Origin of the sequence: Rhodococcus sp. ACS1, assembly GCF_002300155.1 — a bacterium.
Taxonomy (GTDB): Bacteria; Actinomycetota; Actinomycetes; order Mycobacteriales; family Mycobacteriaceae; genus Rhodococcus_F; species Rhodococcus_F koreensis.
In genome coordinates this window covers 613870-635132 of record NZ_NSDZ01000004.1, presented here as the reverse complement: position 1 = coordinate 635132, position 21263 = coordinate 613870, and the positions used below count along the sequence as shown (strand labels likewise).

Sequence of the window (21263 nt, the reverse complement as noted above, 5' to 3'; positions counted from 1 at the left end):
TCAGCTCGTCCACACTATTTTGACGGATTCATAGCGATCAGCTCCACATATGTATTACATTGCGTGGTGACTGAGACACCGCCTCACAGCCGACTCCGGCTTCCTCGTCACGAGCACCTCTCGCTCCACCAACTCCCCCCACCCCGCACAGTCCGAAGGCAGGATTGCATCATGCCCCTCGAAAAGTCTCTCTGGCCGGCGACACCGAGCTCAGGCGTCCGCGACATCACCGTCGGCGACCTGCTGCGAGAGGCCGCGTCGGCGGAACCCGACCGCCTCGCCCTGGTCGACGGAACTCCCGATCCAGCCGATCGGCGAGAGTGGACCTACCGTCAACTCCTCGCCGACACCGAGATGGTAGCCAGAGCACTGCTGGCCCACTTCGCGCCCGGAGACCGGATCGCAATCTGGGCGCCCAACAGTGCAGAGTGGGTAATCCTCCAGCAAGCGATCGCGATGGCCGGGATGGTGGTGGTGGGCGTGAACCCCGCTTACCGCGCCCACGAACTCGAGTACATCCTCCGCCAGTCCCGCTCGGTCGGACTCTTCTACCGGGATACCTATCGCGGCGCGGACCTCACGGCACTTCTGGCGGAAGTACGGCCGTCGCTCCCCGAACTCCGCATGGTGATCGCACCCAGCGAGTGGCGGTCCTTCATCGCGACCGGCGATCCGGCAATGAAGTTTCCCGCTGTCGCACCCACCGCCCCCGTGCAGATTCAATACACCTCCGGAACCACCGGTTTCCCCAAAGGTGCACTCCTGCATCACAAAGGAATCGTCAACGAAGCCACGTTCGTGTTCGAGCGGGCCGGGCTGGTGGACCACGTCGTCTGCGTCAACGCAATGCCGATGTACCACATCGGGGGCGGTGCCGTCACCGAACTCGGGACGTTCGCGGCACACGGGACCTATGTGGTGCTACCCGGCTTCGACGCCGCGCTCATGCTCGAGATGCTCGAGGCCTACCGCGGAACGCACTCGCTGATGGTTCCGACGATGCTCATCGCGCTTCTCGAGCACCCGGACCGCGGAACACGCGACCTGTCGAGCCTCCACACCGTACTGTCCGGTGCGGCAGCAGTTCCCCAGGCACTCGTCGAACGGGTGCTCGACGAACTCGACTGCCAAGTCACGATCCTGTTCGGGCAGAGCGAGATGCACGGCGTCATCAGCCAGACCCGAGTCACCGACGATCCGGCCGATCAGGCCACCACGGTGGGACAGCCGCTGCCGGAACTGGAAGTGAAGATCATCGACCCCGTCTCCCAGGAGATTGTCCCGATCGGTGAACAGGGTGAAATATGCTGTCGCGGCTACCAGACGATGCTCGGCTATTCCGAGATGCCGGACGAAACCGCCGCCACCATCGACGCCGACGGATGGCTGCACATGGGTGATCTCGCGACGATGGACGAACGAGGCTTCCTCCGCATCACCGGCCGCCTCAAGGACATGATCATTCGAGGCGGCCTGAACATCTATCCGCGCGAAATCGAAGAACTGCTGTTCCGCCACGACGACGTGGCCGAAGTTGCGATCGTCGGGGTTCCGGACACCCGATGGGGCGAGCAGATCGGCGCCGTCGTACGACCGGCGGACCCCGCCAATCCACCCGACCCGACCGAATTGAAAGCCTGGTGTCGCGACCGAATCGCCGCCCACAAGACGCCGTCGCTGTGGTACTTCACCGACACACTCCCCATGACACCGTCCGGGAAGATCCAGAAATTCCGTGTGCAGCAGGAAATTGCGTCCGGAGCGCTCACGGCTGCACGCCTCGACAATAGGTCTGTGCCGGAGCAACTCTCGAACAACTGAGAACACAGCTTCGCCATACCTGCCCTTTCTGGAGAGTGGAAGGACGAGGACGTCGACGGCGAACGGTGGGCGAAGGTAATGAACGTTGCCCGCATCGTCGAATGCAGGCCGTCCGGCCTGCATTCGACGCACCCCGCGCGGGCCTGCTGATAGCGGGGCTCGAGGTCTCCCACTTGCACGTCCATGTCTTCCCTGCATACGACCTGGACGACTTCAACATCAGCAACGCCAAGCCGAACCCCTAACCGGAGTCCCTCAACGAGGCGGCAACCAAGCTCAGGACGAGCCTCCGCGACCTCGGCCACACAGACACCGTCGCAGCATAAGGAAATTCGTTCTCCCTGACCGCCTACCGCTGACACGGTAGCTCCACCCAGTGGGTCGCCACCTGATATCTACGCCGGTTTGTCAAGGGCGCAGGGGCATCGATTGGGCCGGTTGCTACCTTCTGCCAGGTGAGGCCGCTGAGGTCCTGGGTTGTGGGGCCCTCGTGCCATACCGTTCGTCATCTGTGTCGTATCTCCGTGGTCCGGCGATCAGAGGGTACGGGCGATCAGTGTCTTCATGATTTCGTTGGTGCCGCCGTAGATCTTCTGCACACGGGCAGCAGCATACATACGGGCGATCGGGTACTCGATGATGTAGCCGTATCCTCCGAACATCTGTAGGCAGCGGTCGATGATGTCACACTGCTTGTCCGAGACCCACAGTTTGGCCATCGAGGCGGTAGCCGCATCGAGTGCTCCTGCGAGGTACTGCTCGATGCAGTAGTCGACCAGGGTTTTGCCCGCGAGTATCTCTGATGTGCACTCTGCCAGTACGAACTGAGTGTTCTGGAAGTCGAGGACTCGCGATCCGAAGACCTTGCGGTCCTTTACGTAGTCAAGGGTAGTGAGGACGGCGGCCTCTGCCATCGCGATGCCGCTGATGGCGATGCTCAGGCGTTCGCGGGGCAGTAGTCGCATCAGCTGGGTGAATCCTTGTCCTTCCTCACCACCGAGGAGGTTTGCTGCCGGAACCCGCATGTCGGTGAAGGACAATTCCCGAGTGTCTTGGCCGTGCTGTCCGATCTTGTGCAGGATTCGGCCGCGCTCGAAGCCGGGTAGGTCGGCGGTTTCGGCGACAAGCAGTGAGACGCCCTTCGCGTCGAGGCTCGGGTCGGTCTTGGCGACGATGATCAGCAGGTCGCAGTGGGAGCCGTTGGAGATGAAGGCCTTGGATCCGTTGACGACGTAGCTGTCGCCGTCGCGGATGGCGGTGGTGCGGATGTTCTGCAAGTCCGATCCGGTGCCTGGCTCGGTCATGGCGACCGCCAGTACTGCCTCACCTGTCGTGACCTGTGGTAGCCAGCGCTTCTTCTGCTCGTCTGTACCGAAGGTCGAAAGGTATGGCGCGCAAATTGTCGAGTGGATGTTGAAACCGAAGGCTGTGTCGTGCGCGTGGGCGAGCTCCTGCAGAATGACGGCTTCATGACCGAAATGACCACCGCCCCCGCCGTAATCCTCGCCGATTTCGAGGCCGAATAGGCCGGCGTCGCCTGCCTTTCGCCACAACGTTCTGTCGACCTGATGGTCGGCCGCCCACCGATCCTGGTGCGGGGTTACCTCCTTCGCGAAGAATTCTGCGGCGTGCTTACGCAGCGCGATGTGATCCTCGGTCTCCCACGCGCTGTGATAGTTGGGGAACAGTGTCGGCATAGTTCCACTTTCTGGCGATCTCGTATTCGATGTTGGGTTCGAACAGCGGGAGACTCGTCGTTCGGAATACTGCAGTGGGTTGCGATGCGACCGGCTCTCGACCCGTTCGAGTGTTGTTGTCGTGCAGCCGGCTTCTCGTTGAAGCCGGCTGCACAGGTCATCGCGCGCTACCGAGAGAGCGATCGCACGTGGCCCGACTACGAGGTACCGGCCCGCACACTCTGGGTCATACCGTCTGCGACTCCAGTGCGACCTCGTATGTGCCCGCTCGGCCTGGATCGGACTTGTCGAAGAACTGTGCGGAGCGCTCGCTGATGGCCGGGTTGTCGCCGCAGAGCGCGTATCCGAGCAGAGCCTCGAGCTTCAGCTGGTCGTCGAGTGGTCGGCCGATGACCTCGAAGATCGTTTCCTTGGCCGATTCCATTGCTTTCTGGTCGTTGCGGAGGATCTTGGCCACGAGGTCGTTGGTCGCGGACTCGAGGTCGTCGTGGGGAACGACGCGGGAGACCAGGTTCGCATGCAGCGCGCGCTGGGCGTCGATCGGCTCACCGGTCAACTCCATCTCCAGTGCGATCCCGACACCGGCGGTGTTGACCAGCCGCACGATCCCACCGTCTGCCGGGTGCATCCCGCGGCGGAGTTCGAACGAGCCGAACTGAGCCTTGTCCGAGGCGATCCGGATGTCACAGGCCAGGGCCAGCTCGAGTCCTCCGCCCAGGACCCAGCCGTTGAGCGCGGCGACGATCGGCTTGTAGATGCGGTGCTGTCCGCGGGTAATGCCCCCGGCAAACCCGTCGGGAAGCTTGTTGCGGGCGAGCATCGGGCCGCCGTCGCTCCACGTCGGCACGTGAGTCTTGAGGTCGGCGCCGGCGCAGAAGGCGTCGCCGGTTCCGGTGAGGACGGCAACGCGGAGGTTGTCGTCGGCGGCGAAGTCCGCCCAGATGGCGCGCAGCAGTTCGTGGGTTTCGACGTCGATAGCGTTCTTGACCTCGGGGCGGTTCAGCCGGATGTGGGCGACGGGACCGCGCTTGTCGTAGACGACCTTGGACATGATTGTTCTCCTTGCAGGAATTTAGGCCGAGACCGCGGTGAGGATCTCGGGGGCCGTCGAGCGGTGGAATCCGTCGAAGGGTTCGTTGTGGACAGCAGGCTGCAGTTGCCACCAGCCGCGGCGGGCGTTGGGGGCGCCGCCGTCGATGCGCAGGCAGGATCCGGTGACGAATCGGGACGCCGGGGAGAGCAGGTAGACGATCGCGGCGGATACTTCGGCTTCGGTGCCGAAGCGCTGCAACGGGATACCGGGAGTGACCTCGTTCTGAATGAACTCGCGGTCCTTCTCATCGTAGGTGTCCAGGCCGCTCGAGGCGATCGACCCTGGCGCGACGGTGTTGACCCGGACGCCGGCGGCGGCCCACTCGGTGGCGGCGCTCTCGCTCAGGGTGAACATGCCACCGCGCGCTGCCGCGGAGTGGGAGAAGTGGGGCCAGCCGTGCCAGATGTCGGCGATCATGTTCACGATCGACCCGCCGTGCTGGGACATCGAACGAGTGAACACCTCTCTCATGACGATGAAGCCGCCGGTCAGGTTGTTGCGGACGACTGCTTCGAAGCCCTTGGTGGAGATGTCCTCGAGCGGTGACCGGTACTGGCCGCCGGCGTTGTTGACCAGACCGTCGATGTGTCCATGATCTCCGATGATGGTGTCGATGACCGCGCCGACGCCGTCCTCGTCCCGGATGTCGGTGACATGTGTCGACACCGATCCCCCGTCCTCGGTGATCTCACGGCGCACATGGTCGAGCTTGTCCTGGTTGCGCCCGACAATGGCCACGTGCGCGCCGAGCGAGGCGAGTTCGTGCGCGGTGCAGCGCCCGATTCCGCTACCTCCACCGGTGACGACGATCGTCTGCCCGTCGAACAGACCTGGTGCATAAACAGATTGGTAAGGCATGGTGACTCCTCTTCAGGCGCGGTCGCTGTACTTGGCGCGCAGTGCAAACTTCTGGATCTTCCCGGTTGCCGTGCGGGGAAATTCCCCGACGTACTCGATGCGTTCGGGGACCTTCCACATGGCGATCTTGTGCTCGTCGGCGAGATGGTGGCGCAGGTCCTCGATCGTGAGACGGGTGTCGTCCCGCGCCACGACCACGGCGCACGCGCGTTCTCCGACCGCATCGTCGGGCAACCCGACCACGGCGACGTCCGCGATCGACGGGTGCAGCAGTAGGGCCTCCTCGACCTCACGGGCACTGATATTGAATCCGCCTCGGATGATGATGTCCTTGATCCTGCCCGTCACCCGCAGGTAACCGTGCTCATCGATCCGCCCGAGATCACCTGTCCGCCACCAGCCTGCGGAGTCCTGCCCCTCGGCCGTGAGCTCCGGGCGTCGCCAGTACTCGAGCATCCGGCCCGGCCCGCGGTATCGGATTTCGCCGTCGACCCCGGGATCGGCCTGCTGCTCGTCGAAATCGACGATTCGCAGTTCGACACCGGGTACCGGTGCGCCGTCCGAGGACGCAATCCGCTCGATGGAGTCCTCTGGCCGGCAGACCGTGGCCATCATGACCTCACTGGACCCGTAGGCACTCACCACCCGGCACCCTGACAGTCGTTCTTGGGCTTCCCCCACCAGCGAGGCGGGGATCGCGGCGCCCGCGGTGAGCCAGAACCGCAGCCGGGACACGTCGTGCACCGCCGGGTCGTAGGCGTCGAGCAACATTCGAATGAACGGCGCGGGACTGGCCGTTCCCGTGCACTTGTAGGCGTCGATGCGTTCGAGGGCAGCGACCGGGCTGAAGATGTCGAGTAGATGCGCCTGGGCTCCCGCGATTGTGGGGGCCATGACACCGAGGGTGAGCCCCAGAGTGTGGGCCACCGGTGAGGGCACGAACATCACATCCGACCGTGTCATTCCGAGAACGGGCACCGCCTGCTTGGGCAGGAAAGACGCGGTGTTCCAGGTGTGCAAGCACCCTTTGGGACGCGACTCCGTACCGGAGCTGTAGAGGATGATGTGTGCATCGTCCGCAGCCGATACCGGCGGGAGGGTGTTCGTATCATGCTCGGCGGCGAGCAGCGTGCCGAGGTCGACTCGGCCGTCGCCGTCTCCCGCACGGGCCGTCACGTGAAAAGACACACCGGGGACCGCGGCGGCGATCTTCTCCCCCATCGCCGCATGGTCGAACCCCCGGAACTCGCCGGCGGTGACAAGGCCGACGGCCTCGGAGTTCTCGACGATGAACTGCACCTCGTGCTCGCGGTAGACCGACACCACGGGGACCATGACAGCGCCGATTCGCGCGAGCGCCGCATAGACGAAAAAGAACTCGTTCCAGTTCGGTAGCTGGACGACGACCCGGTCCCCCGGCCGCACTCCAAGCCCGATCAGTCCCGCGGCGAGATTCCATGCTCTCTTGCGGAATTCGCCGTAGCTGTAGGTACTGGCGCCGTCGGAAATGTACGGGTGGCCGGGATCGACCTCGGCCCAATGGTCGATCGCTGTGACAAGCGTCGAGTGATCCCAGTAGCCGGCCTCGTAATAGGCACGCACCTGGTCCTCGAATCGCGGATCTGCGCTGACAGTCATTGATCAAGCCCCTTCGGCTCTGACGCGGCTCGCATCCGCCGCGTAGAAAAAGTTATACACGATTAACTATCGGACCAAAAGGGGTCACTTCGGAGCGCCTCGTACATGAGGCGATTTCTGACGTCAACGAGAGGTACGAGGCGTGCGTAGACAGGCGGGTAGTGACCGTCGACCGGGCAATTCGGCCGCTGTCACACCTACAAGTTAATTAGCGTTAACAATCGCCGCCAGGGGTCACGGCTCCATGGGGAGACCGACGACGGCGCATGCCGCTCGGCGGAGCATCGCCTTCAGGCGATCGTCCGGCATACCGACGTTGTGGACGAGCGCCGATTGGATCGCGCCGATCGTGGCATGGACGAGAACACGAGCAGAGGACTCGTCGAGCGCTGGGTCGAGTTCACGCACCACGTGCACCCACTCCTCCACGTACTGCCGCTGCTTGCGCCGCAGACGAACCTGGTCGTCGGGAGAGAGGTGCTCGACTTCCCGGTAGTAGACACGTGCGAACTCTCGCTCGTCGACCACGAAGTCGACCTGCCGGTCGATGAGAGCCCGCAGAGCATCGGGGATGGCTTCCCGACGGTCGACAATTGCACTCTCCTCGCGAAGCAGACCATCGAGAGACCGATCGAACAGCGCCAACAGGAGTGTGGCCTTGTTGTCGAAGTGCCGATAGACCGCGGCTCCACTGATTCCGACCTGGGCGCCGATGTCTGCCATCGACACCGCGTGGAACCCACGCTCCGCAACCAGTTCCGCCGCCGCCGCAAGGATCTTCTCCTTACGGTCAGGATCGCGGCGCCGTGCGAACGGTTCAATTTCGGTCATCGACTCCAGCTCTTCCAGATTCCTCGATCGTCGGAACAGTGCACTCGAAGCATATGACCGTGAGCCCGTCGACACTGCCCGGCCCCCTACCTGCAACGCTACTCGATGAGGAACCGCTCCTTGGCGTAGCGAACCAGCCCGGCGCGGTTGGATTCTCCGGTCTTCTTGAGCATCTTCCCGATGTGGAATTTCACCGTGTGGAACGTGAGGTTCATGCGCTCCGCGATGGCGTAGTTGTCCAGCCCGGCGGCGATCATGGTCACGATCGAGAGCTCGCGCTCGCTGAACGCCGGTTTCTCGGTGGTTACCCGGCGTGCGTCCACCCACTCCTTCAGGAGTGCGGGATCGATGTACTGGCCGGAGCGGACGACTGTTCTCAGCATGTCCGGGAGCGCCGACATGCTCGCCGCTTTGAGGATGTATCCCGATGCGCCCAACAGCATTGCCCGGTCCACGAGTTGGGCATTGCCGTATCCGGTGTAGAACACCACTTTGGTGGTGGGCGAGGCGGCGAGTAGGTCGCGGCACAACGACCACCCCTGCTCTTCGCCGATGAAGAGGTCCAGCATGACGATATCCGGGGAGCAGCGCAGGGCGTCCTTCTCCGCGCTCGCGACACTTGCCGCTGCTCCGAGGAAGACGAAGTCGGGTTCCCTCTCCGCCAACCGCTCGAGGCCGGCGTGGACTATCTCGTGGTCGTCGATCGAGAAGACACCGATCCGGCGCGGTTCCGGCACGTCGCTCAACTTGATACCGCCTGATCGGAGCCGATCGGGAAGCTGGCCGTGACGGACAGTCCTCCCGACGGGGTGCGATCGAACCTCACCTCGCCGCCGACCTTGCGCGCTTCACGTTTCATGAACTCGATTCCGTAGTGGCCCTCGAAGGGTTCGTGTGCGTCGAAGGATCGACCGTCATCGCTCACCGACATGACGCACACCCCGGGGTGGACCTCGAAGGACATCGAACATCGGTCTCCCTTCGAATGATTCTCGGCGTTGAAGACAGCTTCCTGGCCCACCTTGCACATCGCCTCGCCGATGTCTGCAGGCACCCGCACGTGCATGCCCGCCCCGCTGACACCGCCCGACGAGAAGTCGGCAGTTCGGCTCATGCCCGACACACTCGGCACAGCGAACACTCGCTCCGCGACGTCTTCGAGGGTGCACTCACTCGCCCGTTCGCTCTGCAGGAGGTGACGCAGTTCGTCACGCACCAACGACATGCACTCGTCGACACTCGCGCTGATGGACGCTGCACGCGATCGACTGTCACCGGTCGACTGGTATTCGAGTTCCTCTGCCGCGAAACCGATCTGGGTCAACCGGCGTACCAGATCGTCGTGGAGTGATTGCGCGAGCCGGGCACGTTCCTGGTCTCGAACGACCTCCCGCCGGCTCTCGTCCAGATTGGACCGGTCCAGACCCAGCAGTGCCGCGTTCGCGAAATCCGCCAGTACGCGTTCGTCGTCTTCGCTGTACGCGCGCGGCCGCCGGCTCGCGACGTAGAGCACCGCCTCGACGTTGCCGCCGTCACGGACGGGAACCGCCAGTGCCGAGTTGATTCCCTCGCCACGCGTCTCCTCGCGCATGGCGGCGCGAAGGTTGCGATCTTCCTCGTAGTTCAGCGAACGAATGGGGTGCCCGGTCTCACGCGCCGCCCCGCCGAGCCCCTCGCCCGACCCGACCCGGAGATCACGGAACGGGTCGGTGTTGATCCCCAGCGTTCGAGTAAAGACGAAGTAATTGTCATCGACCGGCAACGACAGATACGCGACATCTCCTTCGAGCAGATTGCGCGCGGCGGCGAGAGTGATGTCGAAAACGCGGTCCAGTGAGACGTCGGACGTTGCCGCGCGCGCGACAACCCGGTAGGCACGGTCGAGGTCGCGATGCCTGGTCTCGTGGACACGAGTACGGAGCGCGTCGATATCCCGAGCAAATCGCCGGACTGTCGCGAGCGTCTCCGCGTCCAGTGCGGCCGCCGACCCCAGGATCACCTCGCCGTGCCCGTGACCGTCCGCGAACGGGAGGATCAGTGCACGGTCGAAATCGAGTGAGACCGGGCGCATCAACGACGTGAGCCGCACGTGCCGGGCCGTGGCCGCGACAGGTGACCACTGGATGTTGCTGCGCACGGGTTCCTCCGACGTGAACACCGAGCCACCCAACGGCTCCGATGCAATCACCCGCAGGGGCCCGCCACTCGGTGCGTAGATGATGACGGCCTCGCGCGCCTTCATCGAGACACGGAGAAGCCGCAGCGGCTCGGCGAGCTCCTCCGCGAGCATCGAGAGCTTCCACCGAGGCGAATCTTCCGGGAGACCGACCATGTCATCGAATACTACGGAGATTTGCGTCGCTAGCCATATGGCTAGCCCAGGTCTAGCCGCCTTACGGCGCGTTCGTCGTTAGCGTGAATGCATCCGTAATGGTCGTCACAACCGAGGCAGGGTTCATGTCAGATTCGATCACAATTTCCGCCGCGAGCTTCGCGATCCGTCCGGTGAGTAGTTTCGACGAGTTCGCCGACCATTCACGGAGACTCCTCGACCAGGCGGCCGGCAGCGACCTGGTTCTCTTCCCGGAGTTGTTCACGCTGGAGTTGTTCACCATCGCCGATTCGTGGCAAGACGATCCGGTCACCGAATTGACGCGTATCGGTGATTACACCCGGGAATACCGTTCTTTGTTCAGCTCGGAAGCGCGCAAGCGCAATCAATTCATCGCGGCGGGATCGCACCTGGAATATCGCGAAGACGGATACTACAACATCGCATACATTTTCGGCCCCGACGGGGAACAGTACGAGCACCGCAAGACGCATATCTTTCCTGCGGAGGCGGATTGGTCGACGAGGGAGGGCGACGACATGGACGTCTTCGAACTTCCGTTCGCCACGGTCGGTTTCAACGTCTGCTACGAGACCGAAATTCCCGAATGTGCGTCGTCGCTCGCCGAACAGGGCGCGGAGATAATTCTCTGTCCGTCGTACACCTTCACCGAGTACGGGTACTGGCGGGTGCGGCACTGCGCGCAGGCCCGCGCCATCGAGAACCAGGTCTACTTCGCGCACTGCGCCACCGGCGGCGCACCCGGTGGCCCCATCCCCAGCGGGTGGACCCAGAGTTCGATTCTCTCGCCCTGCGACCTCCCGTGGACCCCCTCCGGGGTCGTGGCGCAAGCGCCCGTAGCGAACACCGAGAATGTCGTCACAGGCGTCGTCGATCTCGATGTCCTGCGCCAGAACCGTCTCGACGGTGCCGCGACCACGTTCCAGGATCGCCGCCGGCGCGTGGAGTCCTACCGCCGCTGGCCCTCCCACACCACCGCACGCCAGCTCGGCTAGGACGCTCCGCCGATCTCGACGAGCCTCACCCCACCACAAGCACGCAACCGATATCAGGAGAAGCGACAATGGGTCATCTCGAACTGCCCGCGGGCAAGAAGATTGCAGTCAATCTCGGAACCGACTTCGACGCACAGTCACTCTGGCTGGGCGGGTTCAACAAACCCAGCCCGTCCTTCATGTCGCGCGGCGAGTTCGGCGCCAAGGTCGGCGTCCCGCGCCTACTCGATCTCTACGCCCGCTACGACATCAAGACCACCTGGTTCACGCCCGGGCACACCGTCGACACGTTCACGAAGGAATGTGAACAGATCGCCGAGAAGGGTCACGAGTTCGGCCACCACGGGTATTTCCACGAGAACCCCACCCTGATCGATGCCGGGACCGAGGAGGAGCTGGTCGAGCGTGCCTTCGCCACCTTCGACAAGCAACTCGGTGTTCGTCCGACGGGGTACCGCTCGCCGTACTGGGACTACTCCGACAACACCCTGGACATCGTCGAGAAGATGGGGTTCAAGTACGACTCCTCCCTGATGGGCCGCGACCTCGAGGCATACCGTCCGCAGCGGTGGGCCATCGACTGGGAGAACGGCAACAAGCCCGGCAAGGCGAGCCACGTCCTCGAACTGCCGGTCAGCTGGTACCTCGACGACTTCCCGCCACTCGCCTGCATCACCGGAGTACAGGCCGGCCAGCAGGACAGTCGTACCGTCTTCGAACGCTGGCGCGACATCTTCGACTACGGCTATCAGAACGTCGAGGGTGCCGCGTTCGTCTCGTGTGTGCATCCGCAGATCGTCGGCCAGGCCCATCACATGATGTGGTACCAGAAGCTGATCGAGCACATGGTGTCCCACGACGGTGTCTGGTTCGCGACCACCGACGAGATCGCCGACTGCTGGGTCGATGACGAGGAGGACAAGCGGAACATGGAGCTTCCCGACATCCGGACCACGGCGCCGCGTCCGAGCTACTACCCCGACTTCTGATTCCGACCGAGAGTTCCGTGTGGCCCGCTCCCCGAGCGGGCCACACGGCGTTCCCGTGATGGCCACCGCTGATCATTCCTGCAGGTTGCACGCCTACCGACCACTGCGGCGCACGTCACCTTGTCAATTTTGTGATCACAGATTACATTCAGGTAAGAATCGCGTAACGGTCGGGTTCCCTCGCGCCGATGTACGCCGATTCGTGGTGCCCACGACAACTCGATCCACAGACCTCTCAGGTGTGCCGCGGGACGAACTCCCTCCTCGCCTGCACGTCACGGTGTTCGGGTTCGACAATCCCTGAGCTCAGCACGAAGGAGGATCATCTTGGCAAGAGTGGCGATGACTGGCCGGAACGCAACCTTGGCCGGCCTGGCAGCGATTGTGTTGTGGAGCACCATGGTCGGCATGATCCGACTGGTCACCGAGAGTCTCGGCGCCATCGGCGGCGCGGCCATGATCTACACGTGCTGCTCCGTTTTGTTGTTCCTCACCGTCGGGTGGCCCAAACTTCGCGAGTTCAACCGCGTCTATCTGCTGACCGGTGCGCTGATGTTCGCCGGATACGAAGTGTGCTTCGCTCTCGCGATCGGACTGGCAACCGACGCGCGCCAGGCGATCGAGGTCGGCATCGTGAACTACCTGTGGCCGTGCCTGACAGTCCTGTTCGCCATCCTGTTCACCGGTCAGAGATCCTCGCTCTTGTTCATCCCCGGCATCGGGTTGTCCATTGCCGGGATCGCACTGGTCCTCGGCGGTGACGCCGGACTCGACCTGCCCGGGACCATCGAGAACATTCGCACGAATCCCCTCAGTTACGCCCTCGCACTCCTGGGTGCCGTCATCTGGTCCGCGTATTGCACCGTGACAAAGCTGTTCGCCAAGGGCAACAACGGGATTACTCCGTTCTTCATGCTTACCGCAGCATCGTTCTGGGTCCTGTACCTGTTCAGTGACACCGAACCCCTCCACCTGACGCTGACCGGGGTGGTAGCGACACTGGTAGCGGCATGCGCCATCGGCTTCGGCTATGCCCTGTGGAATGTGGGCATTCTTCACGGAAACATGACCTTGCTCGCTGCCGCTTCCTACTTCACACCGGTACTGTCGGCTGCGTTCTCTTCGCTGATGTTGGCTACCGCGCTCGGAGTCACCTTCTGGGTCGGTACCGCGATCGTGTGCGTCGGAGCAACGGTGTGCTGGGTCGCAACGCGCGAACCGAAGAAGGCCGGCGAAATTACTCCTCCAGCACCGGCGACGTCCGACAGCACCGTCACAGAGAAACGACCGCGGGATCGTGCGTCAGTGCGCGTCAGCGGTCGACGTCACTCGTCGCGAGGCCCGAGCGCGCTGGAAATTCGCCGGCGCAAGCACGAAGCCGACGCGATCGACACCCACTGACTGTCGCTGACCTTTACGTCAGGGCGAAGCGATAGGCCTTCCCGACTGCTCGCAAGTTCACCGTCGGAGTGGTGCCATATGTCTGCCACCGCAGAGACACCGAATCCCGCAGCAAGCGTTCGCCGGTCGAGTGCCGGCCTGTACGGTTCGGCGCTGCCGGGAAAGTCCATGAGACACACGAGAACCGTGTCCTTCGAAGCGAAGGACACGGTTCTCGAATAGTGCCTGGGTTCTGCTACACGGAGATCGTCTCCGCGGGGGCGGGCGACTTGGCCGTCTGGCCGAGCCCGGCGCTCTCGGAGAGGGACAGCCCCCGGGTCTCGGGTGCCCACATCTGGGAGATCACGGCACCGAAGAGGGTGACGCCGGCGGCGATCAGCATGGTGACGCCGATCCCGAGGCTACTGAGGGACAGCGGCACCAGGAACGTGCCGATCGCAGCGCCGATGCGGCTGAGCGAGGACGCCAATCCGACTGCGGAACCGCGGACTTCGGTGGGGAACAGCTCGTTCGGGTACACCCACTGCAGGATCTGGGAGCCGCCGATGAGGACCGCGTAGGCGGCGAAGAGAACCATGATGATCGCGCTCGGCGCTCCGGGGAAGATTCCCAGCAGCAGCAGGGCCAGACCCGACCACACGAAGCTGTGGATCAGCAGCGGGCGCCGGCCCATCCGGTTGACCAGCAACAGCGCGAAGACACAACCGACCATGAACAGGATGGTGATGGCGGCGGATCCGATGTGTGCGGCGTCGCCCTCGAGTTTGAGGGCACCGAGGATGGCCGGGGCGAAGGCATAGACGGCGAACAACGGAACCACCGAGCAGGTCCAGAAGAGGGTGATGAAGGCCATCCGCTTGCCGTAGCCGGAGCGGAGGAGTTCCTTGACGCCGACGTTGGTCTCTTCGTCCGCAGGAAGGTCGGCGACGGTGACACCGGGACCGTAGACCTTGAGCAGTACTTCGTTGGCCTTGTCGATCTTCCCCTTGCTGACCAGCCACCTGGGCGACTCCGGTGTGCCGACCCGGGCCACGACGATCAATACTGCGGGGAATGCGGCACTGGCGAGCATCCAACGCCACGCGTCGTCTCCGGCGGTTCGCGCCAGGACCTCGCCGACGACGTACGCTGCCGCCGCGCCGACGAACCACATGGTGACGAAGGCACCCAGCAACGGACCACGATACTTACGCGGCGCGAACTCCGTCATCAGTGACGTGGCGATCGGGTAGTCCGCACCCACGGCCATGCCCAGGAGCAGCCTCAGAACAATCAACCAGACGACGCCCTCCACGAAGAACTGCGCCACGGAGCAGGCGATGATCGCAACCAGGTCGAGGGTGAACAGGACCTCCCGGCCGAAGCGGTCGGTCAGCCAACCGCCTGCAAAGGCGCCGAGCAGGATGCCGATCAGCGTGGACGCGGCGATCAGGCCCTGTTCGGCCGACGACAGGTTCCACTGGCCCGAGATCTGCACCATCGCGACACCGATGATCGAGAGGGCGTAACCGTCGAGGAACGGCCCTCCCGAGGAGAACACCGCTAACTTCTTGTGAAATGTGGACAGTGGCGCGTCGTCCAACGGGTTGGTCGTCGTCATCTCGGACTCCTTGTTGACATACTGTGCCGACCCGGACCTGATGCGGCATTCCTCGGTGGCGATATCGAGGTGGTCGGATGTTGATTCAATTCCTGTTGAGACACATAGCGATTCGAGAACACGTGATTCTCGATCCGAGGCCGTGCCGGCGACCCGGCGATACGAGCTGGCTTCGTTCACTACTTCCCGCACCCGCTGGTGTGATGTGCGTCTCGTCACAGAACAATAATATGTAATCACAGATCACACAACCCCCGGGCGTGCTTCCACCCCGATGACACAGCGGGACAGCCGATCGCTCACCCGGCCGCGGGCCCACCATCTTCGGCGGCGCGACCTTCCGGCCGTGGTTACTCGGGGGTCATACCGGCCCGAGGGTGCACTGCTCGACGGCGATTCGCGCCGACGGCGTAGAGGTGTGTTTCGCGCTAGCCGGCGTGTGCCGACGCGGCCTGCTCGGTCGCCAGGAGCGCTTTGATGCGGTCGGTCGCGTCGAGGAGCGATTCCTCGTTGACCGCGGCCGCGGATTCACCCGAGCGATCCCGGGCAGCAGCAACGAGGCGCTCCTGGAATCGCCACAGCGGGTCGTCTCCCCCGGAGTCCAGGCTTCCCTGCGCGCCCACGATCTTGTAGGCCCGGCAGTGGTTCCACAGGTTGCGGATCGTCTGCAGAAGAACAGGATTCGCGGCGGCCTCGTACAGGATCGACAACAGGGCCTCGTCGTGGTCGAGAAGGGCGACCACGCGTCCCTCGTCGACGGCGGCGCGCATCAGCGTGAACTCGGCCTGCATCCGGTCGCAGTCCTCGGCGCTGATCCGCTGTGCACCGAGCCGGGCGGCCTCCACCTCGAGCAGCCGGCGCACATCGTAGACGTGCACCAACTCGGCGAGGGTCAGGCCTTTGACCACCGCCCCCCGGTGGGGCACGCGTTCGGCCAGGCCGGCTTCCTCGAGTCGGCGGATCGCCTCGCGCACCGGCATCACGCTGGTTCCCACCTGCTCGGCGAGATCACGCACGCGCAGGCGGGCACCGGCAGGCAGATCACCGTTCATGATCGACTCGTGAATCATCGAGTAGACCTGATCGGTCAGAAGTGTCGGCTCGGCGCGCTTGGACATGACCACAGATCACATATTAACCGGCGATCGGACCTCCCCCGGCGGCCGGCGACCTCCGATCGGTAATACGCGCTGTCGGAGCAGCAACAGCACATGGCGCTTCCGGGTGTTTTCGGGCGACCGAAAACAGCCTCACCCTTGTGTGATCTGTGATTACATTTTAGTCTGGTGCGAGACGCAGACGCCGCAGCAGCACGCCCACCTCAGGCGATCCCCGAATACACGCCATTGCACCCGCACTATTCATGCCCGCCGTAATCGGCCCGGGATCCACAACGGACCGGGCCTGCAGCTCGAGTTCCACGATCATGGAGGTACCTCTGATGTCCATCTCTACTCCCGTCGAGGACGTGACGGTACGCCGTGCACCCGGCTCGGCGCCGCTGATCACGGCGGCCGATCTTCCCCCTACCTCGCATTTCGTCGACGGCGCCTTCGACGATGCTGCTCCCGGCGACGTGTTCGATGTGATCGACCCCAGCGCGGAGAACGTCATCGCCCAGATCCCGCAGGGCACCACCGCGGACGTCGACCGTGCGGTGAGCGCCGCCGCAGCGGCCGCGGAAGCCTGGGCACGCGTGGTACCCAAGGAGCGGTCGGAGGTGCTGCACAAGATCGCCGACCGGCTCGCAGCCAACGCCGACCTGCTCGCCCGGCTCGAATCCGCGAACGCAGGAAAGCCCCTGGCCGTCTCCCGTGACGACGTCGACGGCACCATCGACACCTTCCGCTTCATGGCCGGCGCTCTGCGCGCGACCACGTCCATGGCCGCCGGCGACTACGTCGAGAACCACCTGTCGGTGATCCTGCGCGAACCCCTCGGAGTGGTCGGAGTGGTCACCCCGTGGAACTACCCCCTGCTGATGGCCGCCTGGAAGATCGCCCCCATCCTCGCAGCCGGCAACACCCTGGTGATCAAGCCGTCGGAGCAGACCCCGCTGACAACCCTGAAGTTCGCCGAACTCGTCGCCGACCTGCTGCCCGCCGGGGTGCTGAACGTGGTCACAGGCCGCGGCTCGGTCGTCGGCGCCCGGCTCGCCGAGCACCCGGACGTGGACATGATCGCCCTCACCGGGTCGGTGGGCAGTGGCCGCGCCGTCGCCCGCGGCGCCGCCGAGACCCTCAAGCGGGTCCACCTCGAACTCGGCGGCAAGGCGCCGGTCGTGATCTTCGCCGACGCCAACCTCGAGGAGGCAGCTGAATCGCTGCGGGTCGCGAGCTTCTGGAATTCCGGGCAGGAATGCGGCGCGGCGTGCCGCGTCCTGGTCCACGAGTCGGTCGCCGACAAGTTCGTCGAACTCTTCGTCGCTCAGGTCCGCGAACTCGCCATCGGCGAACCCGGCTCCGGGGACGACATCGAGATCGGGCCCCTGGTCTCCAAGGCTCATTTCGATCGCGTCGTCGGATACCTCGATCGCGCCGCCCAGCAGGGCATCCGGGTCGCCATCGGCGGAACGGCACTGGCCGGTACCGGCTACTTCGTGGCACCGACGGTGCTCGTCGACGTCCCCGACGGCGCCGAGTGCTCCCGTGAGGAGATCTTCGGACCCGTCGTCACCGTCGAGACCTTCACCGACGAGGACGAGGCCGTGCGCCGCGCCAACGACGTACCCGTCGGCCTGTCCGCTTCGGTCTGGACCGAGAACGCGCGCCGCAGTCACGACATCGCTGCGCGGCTGGATTCCGGTACCGTCTGGGTCAATTCACACCTGGTGCTGGCCAACGAGGTCCCGTGGGGTGGATTCAAGGGTTCCGGTTACGGCCGCGACCTGTCGATCTACGCCCTCGACGACTACTCCCGCACCAAGCACGTCATGCACAACCACAGTCGCTGATTCGATCGCACCACGAACCGACGTCGACGGTGCCGATCGAGTCCTGCCATGCCGCCCATACGGTCATCCGTATGGGCGGCACGCTCGTTCCTGGATCCGGGTTCCAGCGGTGAAATCCAGTGGTGGTTCGTCGATGTGCTCGGAAAATCAGGTGGACAGCGGATCGAGAATTCCGCGCACGGTGGAGCGAGAAGTGCGGCACACGTGCTCGAGAATGCGGAATGCGCTGTCGCCGTCGCGGGTTTCGACTGCAGCGACGAGGTCGGCGAGATAGCTCCACCGGGACAGTCCGTGCCCGACGGCGTCGCGCACCCAGAGGTTCTTGTAGGGGCGGCAGGTGTCCCACATGCCCTGGATCAGCCCGGTGAGAACCGGGTTGTTTCCGGCGGAGAACAACGCCGACAGCAGCAGTTCGTCCTGAGCGACGGCTCCTGCGATGTCGCCGTGCGCAGCCGCGCTCTCCAGCAGCCGCCAGTGCTGTCTCATCGTCTCGACGGCCGCGTCGTCGGCCAGGACGGCGCCCCGGCGCGCGGCATCGGGCTCGAGCATGATGCGCACGTCGTACACGTATTCGAGTTCGTCGATACTCAACTCCCGCACCGACGCTCCCCGGTAGGGCTCCGTGACGATCAGACCCGCCTGCTCGAGCCGCCGGAACGCCTCCCGGACCGGCATCACGCTGGTGCCCACCAACGCGGCGACCTCCCGGATCCGCAGCTGCGTCCCCGGCGCCCAGTGACCCTGCGCGATGTGCCCGCGCAGGGTCTCGTATACCCGGTCCGCAAGCAAGTTCGACGAAGAACTGTGCGGTGGAGTCGTTTTCATCTCCCGCAGAACGAGAGTATTCGGCCTGCCCATGAGGACCTCCGAGTTGTGGCGAGATCGCCGGAGAGAGGTCACCGACGGTTACACCCACCCTAGCACTCCTTGTGATCACAGATCGAATCCATTGACGGGTGGGTGTGATCCCGGCTACGGTCATCGATAGCGTGAAAGACCGAATAGAAGCGGAGAAGTCATGAGCGCGTCTCTGACAGCGCACCCGTACGCACCCTCGACGGAAATGTGGGACTGGCAGTTGCATGCCCGCTGCCGAGACATGGACACCGACCTGTTCTTCTCCCCCGAGGGCGAAACACGGCAGGCTCGACGCTATCGCGAAGAGTTCGTCACCCAGATCTGTCACTCCTGCCCGGTCGTGTCCGAGTGCCACACGTACGCCCAGACAGTTCGTGAGCCGTACGGGATCTGGGGCGGCGCGACCGAGGCCGATCGCCGATTCTCGACCGCCCGCACGCCGCGGCAGCAGCCCGGAACGAGCACCGCAACCGGAAGCGCCGCACGACGTCTGACCGTTTCCTCCCGCCATCCGAGGCCCGGACGGCAAGAGCGTTCCGGGGACGCAGCAGACTAGGCGGGGTCACGTAGCGCATGTCTCTGGGCCGGAGCAGCGTGCTCCGGCCCAGAGGAATCCCGCGACTACCGGTCGCTCGGCAGCGCGTACGACGCCTCGGTGTCGAAGTCTGGTTCCTTATCGATGTTTCCGCCTTCGACGGAACCGGCCGGCGTACGCCCGGGGCCGAACTTGCGCCGAGCCTGGTATGCGATCAGGGTGACGGCGAGGGCACCCAGGCTGAGGGAGATCTGCGATCGCGTGGATTCGACGAAGAACATCGAGATCAAGACCGCGAGGATACCGACGACCCCGAGGATCGAGAGGTACGGGAAGAGCCACATCTTGAAGCGGAGTTCGCGGGCCTTCTCCCGGCCGAGCATTGACCGGAGTTTGATCTGGGAGAGCGCGATCATCAGGTAGACCATCAAGATGGTGGCGCCCGACGCGTTGACGATGAACGCGAACGCCGTCGTCGGCGAGAAGTAGTCGAGCGCAACGCAGCCCAGCCCGACGCACAACGCGGCCAGCAGCGCCCCGCGGGGAACTCCGTTCTTGTCCACCCGAGCGACCGAACGCGGTGCGTCGCCCTGATTGGCCAGCACGAACATCATGCGCGAGGCGGTGTAGAGACTCGAATTCAGGCAGGACAGCACCGCAACCAGGACCACCGCGTTCATGATGTCCGGGCCGCCCGGGATACCCATGACGTTCAAGGCGTCGACGAAGGGCGACTGGCCGACCTTGATGGAAGTCCAGGGGACGATGATCGCCAGGAGAAGCACGGAGCCGAGATAGAACACTCCGACACGGCCGATCACGGAGTTCGCGGCCTTGGCAACCGACTTCTCGGGTTCTTCGGACTCTGCCGCCGCGATCGTGGCGATCTCGGGACCGACCATGGAGAAGACCGCGACGACGACACCGGAGAGAACGACCGTCCATCCGTTCGGTGCGAATCCCCCGTGATCGGTCAGGTTGGAGACGTCCGCGCTGTGCCCCGGCCACAGGCCCACCACGAAGCACGCCCCGATTGCGAGGAACGCGATGATCGCGGCGACCTTGATGCCGGCGAACCAGTACTCGAACTCACCGAAATTGCGCACCGACCGAAGGTTGGTGGCGACCATGGCGAGCAGCAACGCCGCCGCCATGGGCCACGAGGGGAGATCTATCCACCGCTGCAGGAGTTTTCCGCCGATCACGGCCTCGGCCCCGGCGACGACTACCCAGAAGAACCAGTACAGCCACCCGGTGGTGAAACCCGCGCGGTGTCCGAACGCCTTACGCGCGTATCCGGCAAAGGATCCCGTCGACGGGTCTGCCACGGCCATTTCGCCGAGCATGCGCATGACCAGAATGACTACGAGACCGGTGATCGCGTAGGAGAAGATTGCGGCGGGGCCCGAGGAGTTCAGCAGCGCGCTGGAACCGACGAACAGTCCGGCGCCAATGACGCCGCCGATAGCAATCATCGTCAGGTGACGTTGTTTGAGGCTCTTCTGCAGGGCGGGTGACGGGTTCTTATCCAAATCAGACATCGGCAGCTCTCACGATCGATTCGACACACGTGGACGCGGGGAGGTCTGTCCGCATCCGCCGAGCGAGACTTCTACTCGCCCAACGACTTCGATCAAACCT

17 protein-coding genes and 1 pseudogene are annotated in these 21263 nt (G+C 64.1%); 7 read left to right on the top strand and 11 right to left on the bottom strand.

Going from position 1 to position 21263, the window contains the following annotated elements:
• The first annotated feature begins 171 nt into the window (after window positions 1-171).
• Window positions 172-1821, top strand: a complete 1650-nt coding sequence (locus CJ179_RS15230; protein WP_095862115.1) for an AMP-binding protein — start codon at window positions 172-174, stop codon at window positions 1819-1821.
• A 45-nt stretch (window positions 1822-1866) separates the two neighbouring features.
• A pseudogene (locus tag CJ179_RS52160) lies at window positions 1867-2147 on the top strand (HIT family protein); the annotation flags it as partial.
• Between the two features lie 210 nt (window positions 2148-2357).
• Here CJ179_RS52160 and CJ179_RS15220 read toward each other — a convergent pair.
• The 7 genes from CJ179_RS15220 to CJ179_RS15190 form a co-directional block, all read right to left on the bottom strand.
• Window positions 2358-3518, bottom strand: coding sequence for an acyl-CoA dehydrogenase family protein (locus tag CJ179_RS15220; RefSeq protein WP_095862114.1), 1161 nt, complete (start codon window positions 3516-3518; stop codon window positions 2358-2360).
• Between the two features lie 226 nt (window positions 3519-3744).
• Window positions 3745-4569, bottom strand: coding sequence for an enoyl-CoA hydratase/isomerase family protein (locus CJ179_RS15215; protein WP_095862113.1), 825 nt, complete (start codon window positions 4567-4569; stop codon window positions 3745-3747).
• 21 nt (window positions 4570-4590) lie between these two features.
• Window positions 4591-5469, bottom strand: a complete 879-nt coding sequence (locus CJ179_RS15210; protein WP_095862112.1) for an SDR family oxidoreductase — start codon at window positions 5467-5469, stop codon at window positions 4591-4593.
• 12 nt (window positions 5470-5481) lie between these two features.
• Window positions 5482-7107 carry a class I adenylate-forming enzyme family protein gene (locus CJ179_RS15205; RefSeq protein ID WP_095862111.1) on the bottom strand — a complete coding sequence of 542 codons (1626 nt, stop codon included), beginning with the start codon at window positions 7105-7107 and terminating at the stop codon, window positions 5482-5484.
• 234 nt (window positions 7108-7341) lie between these two features.
• Window positions 7342-7938 (bottom strand): TetR/AcrR family transcriptional regulator, encoded by a 597-nt coding sequence (locus tag CJ179_RS15200; protein ID WP_095862110.1) that lies wholly within the window; start codon window positions 7936-7938, stop codon window positions 7342-7344.
• 98 nt (window positions 7939-8036) lie between these two features.
• Window positions 8037-8675: a response regulator transcription factor gene (locus tag CJ179_RS15195; RefSeq protein WP_179377594.1), complete on the bottom strand. Its 639-nt coding sequence runs from the start codon at window positions 8673-8675 to the stop codon at window positions 8037-8039.
• 5 nt (window positions 8676-8680) lie between these two features.
• Window positions 8681-10270 (bottom strand): GAF domain-containing protein, encoded by a 1590-nt coding sequence (locus CJ179_RS15190; RefSeq protein ID WP_095862108.1) that lies wholly within the window; start codon window positions 10268-10270, stop codon window positions 8681-8683.
• A 125-nt stretch (window positions 10271-10395) separates the two neighbouring features.
• Between CJ179_RS15190 and CJ179_RS15185 the strand changes: the two genes are divergently transcribed.
• The 3 genes from CJ179_RS15185 (at window position 10396) to yddG (ending at window position 13676) form a co-directional block, all read left to right on the top strand.
• Window positions 10396-11286, top strand: a complete 891-nt coding sequence (locus CJ179_RS15185; protein ID WP_095862698.1) for a carbon-nitrogen hydrolase family protein — start codon at window positions 10396-10398, stop codon at window positions 11284-11286.
• 68 nt (window positions 11287-11354) lie between these two features.
• On the top strand, window positions 11355-12275 hold the full coding sequence (locus CJ179_RS15180) for a polysaccharide deacetylase (RefSeq protein ID WP_072937065.1): 921 nt from the start codon (window positions 11355-11357) through the stop codon (window positions 12273-12275).
• Between the two features lie 342 nt (window positions 12276-12617).
• Window positions 12618-13676, top strand: a complete 1059-nt coding sequence (gene yddG / locus CJ179_RS15175; RefSeq protein WP_095862697.1) for an aromatic amino acid DMT transporter YddG — start codon at window positions 12618-12620, stop codon at window positions 13674-13676.
• Window positions 13677-13911: 235 nt separating this feature from the next.
• Here the strand turns inward: yddG and CJ179_RS15170 are convergent, their stop codons facing one another.
• A complete protein-coding gene (locus tag CJ179_RS15170; RefSeq protein ID WP_072937062.1) occupies window positions 13912-15276 on the bottom strand; it encodes an MFS transporter in 1365 nt (454 codons plus the stop codon).
• A 428-nt stretch (window positions 15277-15704) separates the two neighbouring features.
• A complete protein-coding gene (locus tag CJ179_RS15165) occupies window positions 15705-16394 on the bottom strand; it encodes a GntR family transcriptional regulator (protein ID WP_095862107.1) in 690 nt (229 codons plus the stop codon).
• 323 nt (window positions 16395-16717) lie between these two features.
• On the opposite strand from CJ179_RS15165, the gene CJ179_RS15160 reads away from it, so the two are divergent.
• On the top strand, window positions 16718-18229 hold the full coding sequence (locus CJ179_RS15160; protein WP_072937063.1) for an aldehyde dehydrogenase family protein: 1512 nt from the start codon (window positions 16718-16720) through the stop codon (window positions 18227-18229).
• 147 nt (window positions 18230-18376) lie between these two features.
• Here CJ179_RS15160 and CJ179_RS15155 read toward each other — a convergent pair whose 3' ends face one another.
• Window positions 18377-19087, bottom strand: a complete 711-nt coding sequence (locus CJ179_RS15155; protein ID WP_083395746.1) for a GntR family transcriptional regulator — start codon at window positions 19085-19087, stop codon at window positions 18377-18379.
• A gap of 160 nt (window positions 19088-19247) precedes the next feature.
• Between CJ179_RS15155 and CJ179_RS15150 the strand changes: the two genes are divergently transcribed.
• A complete protein-coding gene (locus tag CJ179_RS15150) occupies window positions 19248-19643 on the top strand; it encodes a WhiB family transcriptional regulator (RefSeq protein ID WP_095862106.1) in 396 nt (131 codons plus the stop codon).
• Between the two features lie 65 nt (window positions 19644-19708).
• On the opposite strand, the gene CJ179_RS15145 is transcribed toward CJ179_RS15150, so the two are convergent.
• Complete coding sequence (locus tag CJ179_RS15145) at window positions 19709-21163, bottom strand: amino acid permease (RefSeq protein WP_074933878.1); 1455 nt, start codon at window positions 21161-21163, stop codon at window positions 19709-19711.
• Between the last annotated feature and the right edge of the window lie 100 nt (window positions 21164-21263).

What these genes read in the sequence shown, in the direction of transcription:
- CJ179_RS15230 (WP_095862115.1), top strand. Translation starts at nt 172, where the DNA reads ATGCCCCTCGAAAAGTCTCTCTGGCCGGCGACACCGAGCTCAGGCGTC.
- CJ179_RS15220 (WP_095862114.1), bottom strand. Translation starts at nt 3,518, where the DNA reads ATGCCGACACTGTTCCCCAACTATCACAGCGCGTGGGAGACCGAGGAT.
- CJ179_RS15215 (WP_095862113.1), bottom strand. Translation starts at nt 4,569, where the DNA reads ATGTCCAAGGTCGTCTACGACAAGCGCGGTCCCGTCGCCCACATCCGG.
- CJ179_RS15210 (WP_095862112.1), bottom strand. Translation starts at nt 5,469, where the DNA reads ATGCCTTACCAATCTGTTTATGCACCAGGTCTGTTCGACGGGCAGACG.
- CJ179_RS15205 (WP_095862111.1), bottom strand. Translation starts at nt 7,107, where the DNA reads ATGACTGTCAGCGCAGATCCGCGATTCGAGGACCAGGTGCGTGCCTAT.
- CJ179_RS15200 (WP_095862110.1), bottom strand. Translation starts at nt 7,938, where the DNA reads ATGACCGAAATTGAACCGTTCGCACGGCGCCGCGATCCTGACCGTAAG.
- CJ179_RS15190 (WP_095862108.1), bottom strand. Translation starts at nt 10,270, where the DNA reads ATGGTCGGTCTCCCGGAAGATTCGCCTCGGTGGAAGCTCTCGATGCTC.
- CJ179_RS15185 (WP_095862698.1), top strand. Translation starts at nt 10,396, where the DNA reads ATGTCAGATTCGATCACAATTTCCGCCGCGAGCTTCGCGATCCGTCCG.
- CJ179_RS15180 (WP_072937065.1), top strand. Translation starts at nt 11,355, where the DNA reads ATGGGTCATCTCGAACTGCCCGCGGGCAAGAAGATTGCAGTCAATCTC.
- yddG (WP_095862697.1), top strand. Translation starts at nt 12,618, where the DNA reads ATGACTGGCCGGAACGCAACCTTGGCCGGCCTGGCAGCGATTGTGTTG.
- CJ179_RS15170 (WP_072937062.1), bottom strand. Translation starts at nt 15,276, where the DNA reads ATGACGACGACCAACCCGTTGGACGACGCGCCACTGTCCACATTTCAC.
- CJ179_RS15165 (WP_095862107.1), bottom strand. Translation starts at nt 16,394, where the DNA reads ATGTCCAAGCGCGCCGAGCCGACACTTCTGACCGATCAGGTCTACTCG.
- CJ179_RS15160 (WP_072937063.1), top strand. Translation starts at nt 16,718, where the DNA reads ATGTCCATCTCTACTCCCGTCGAGGACGTGACGGTACGCCGTGCACCC.
- CJ179_RS15155 (WP_083395746.1), bottom strand. Translation starts at nt 19,087, where the DNA reads ATGGGCAGGCCGAATACTCTCGTTCTGCGGGAGATGAAAACGACTCCA.
- CJ179_RS15150 (WP_095862106.1), top strand. Translation starts at nt 19,248, where the DNA reads ATGAGCGCGTCTCTGACAGCGCACCCGTACGCACCCTCGACGGAAATG.
- CJ179_RS15145 (WP_074933878.1), bottom strand. Translation starts at nt 21,163, where the DNA reads ATGTCTGATTTGGATAAGAACCCGTCACCCGCCCTGCAGAAGAGCCTC.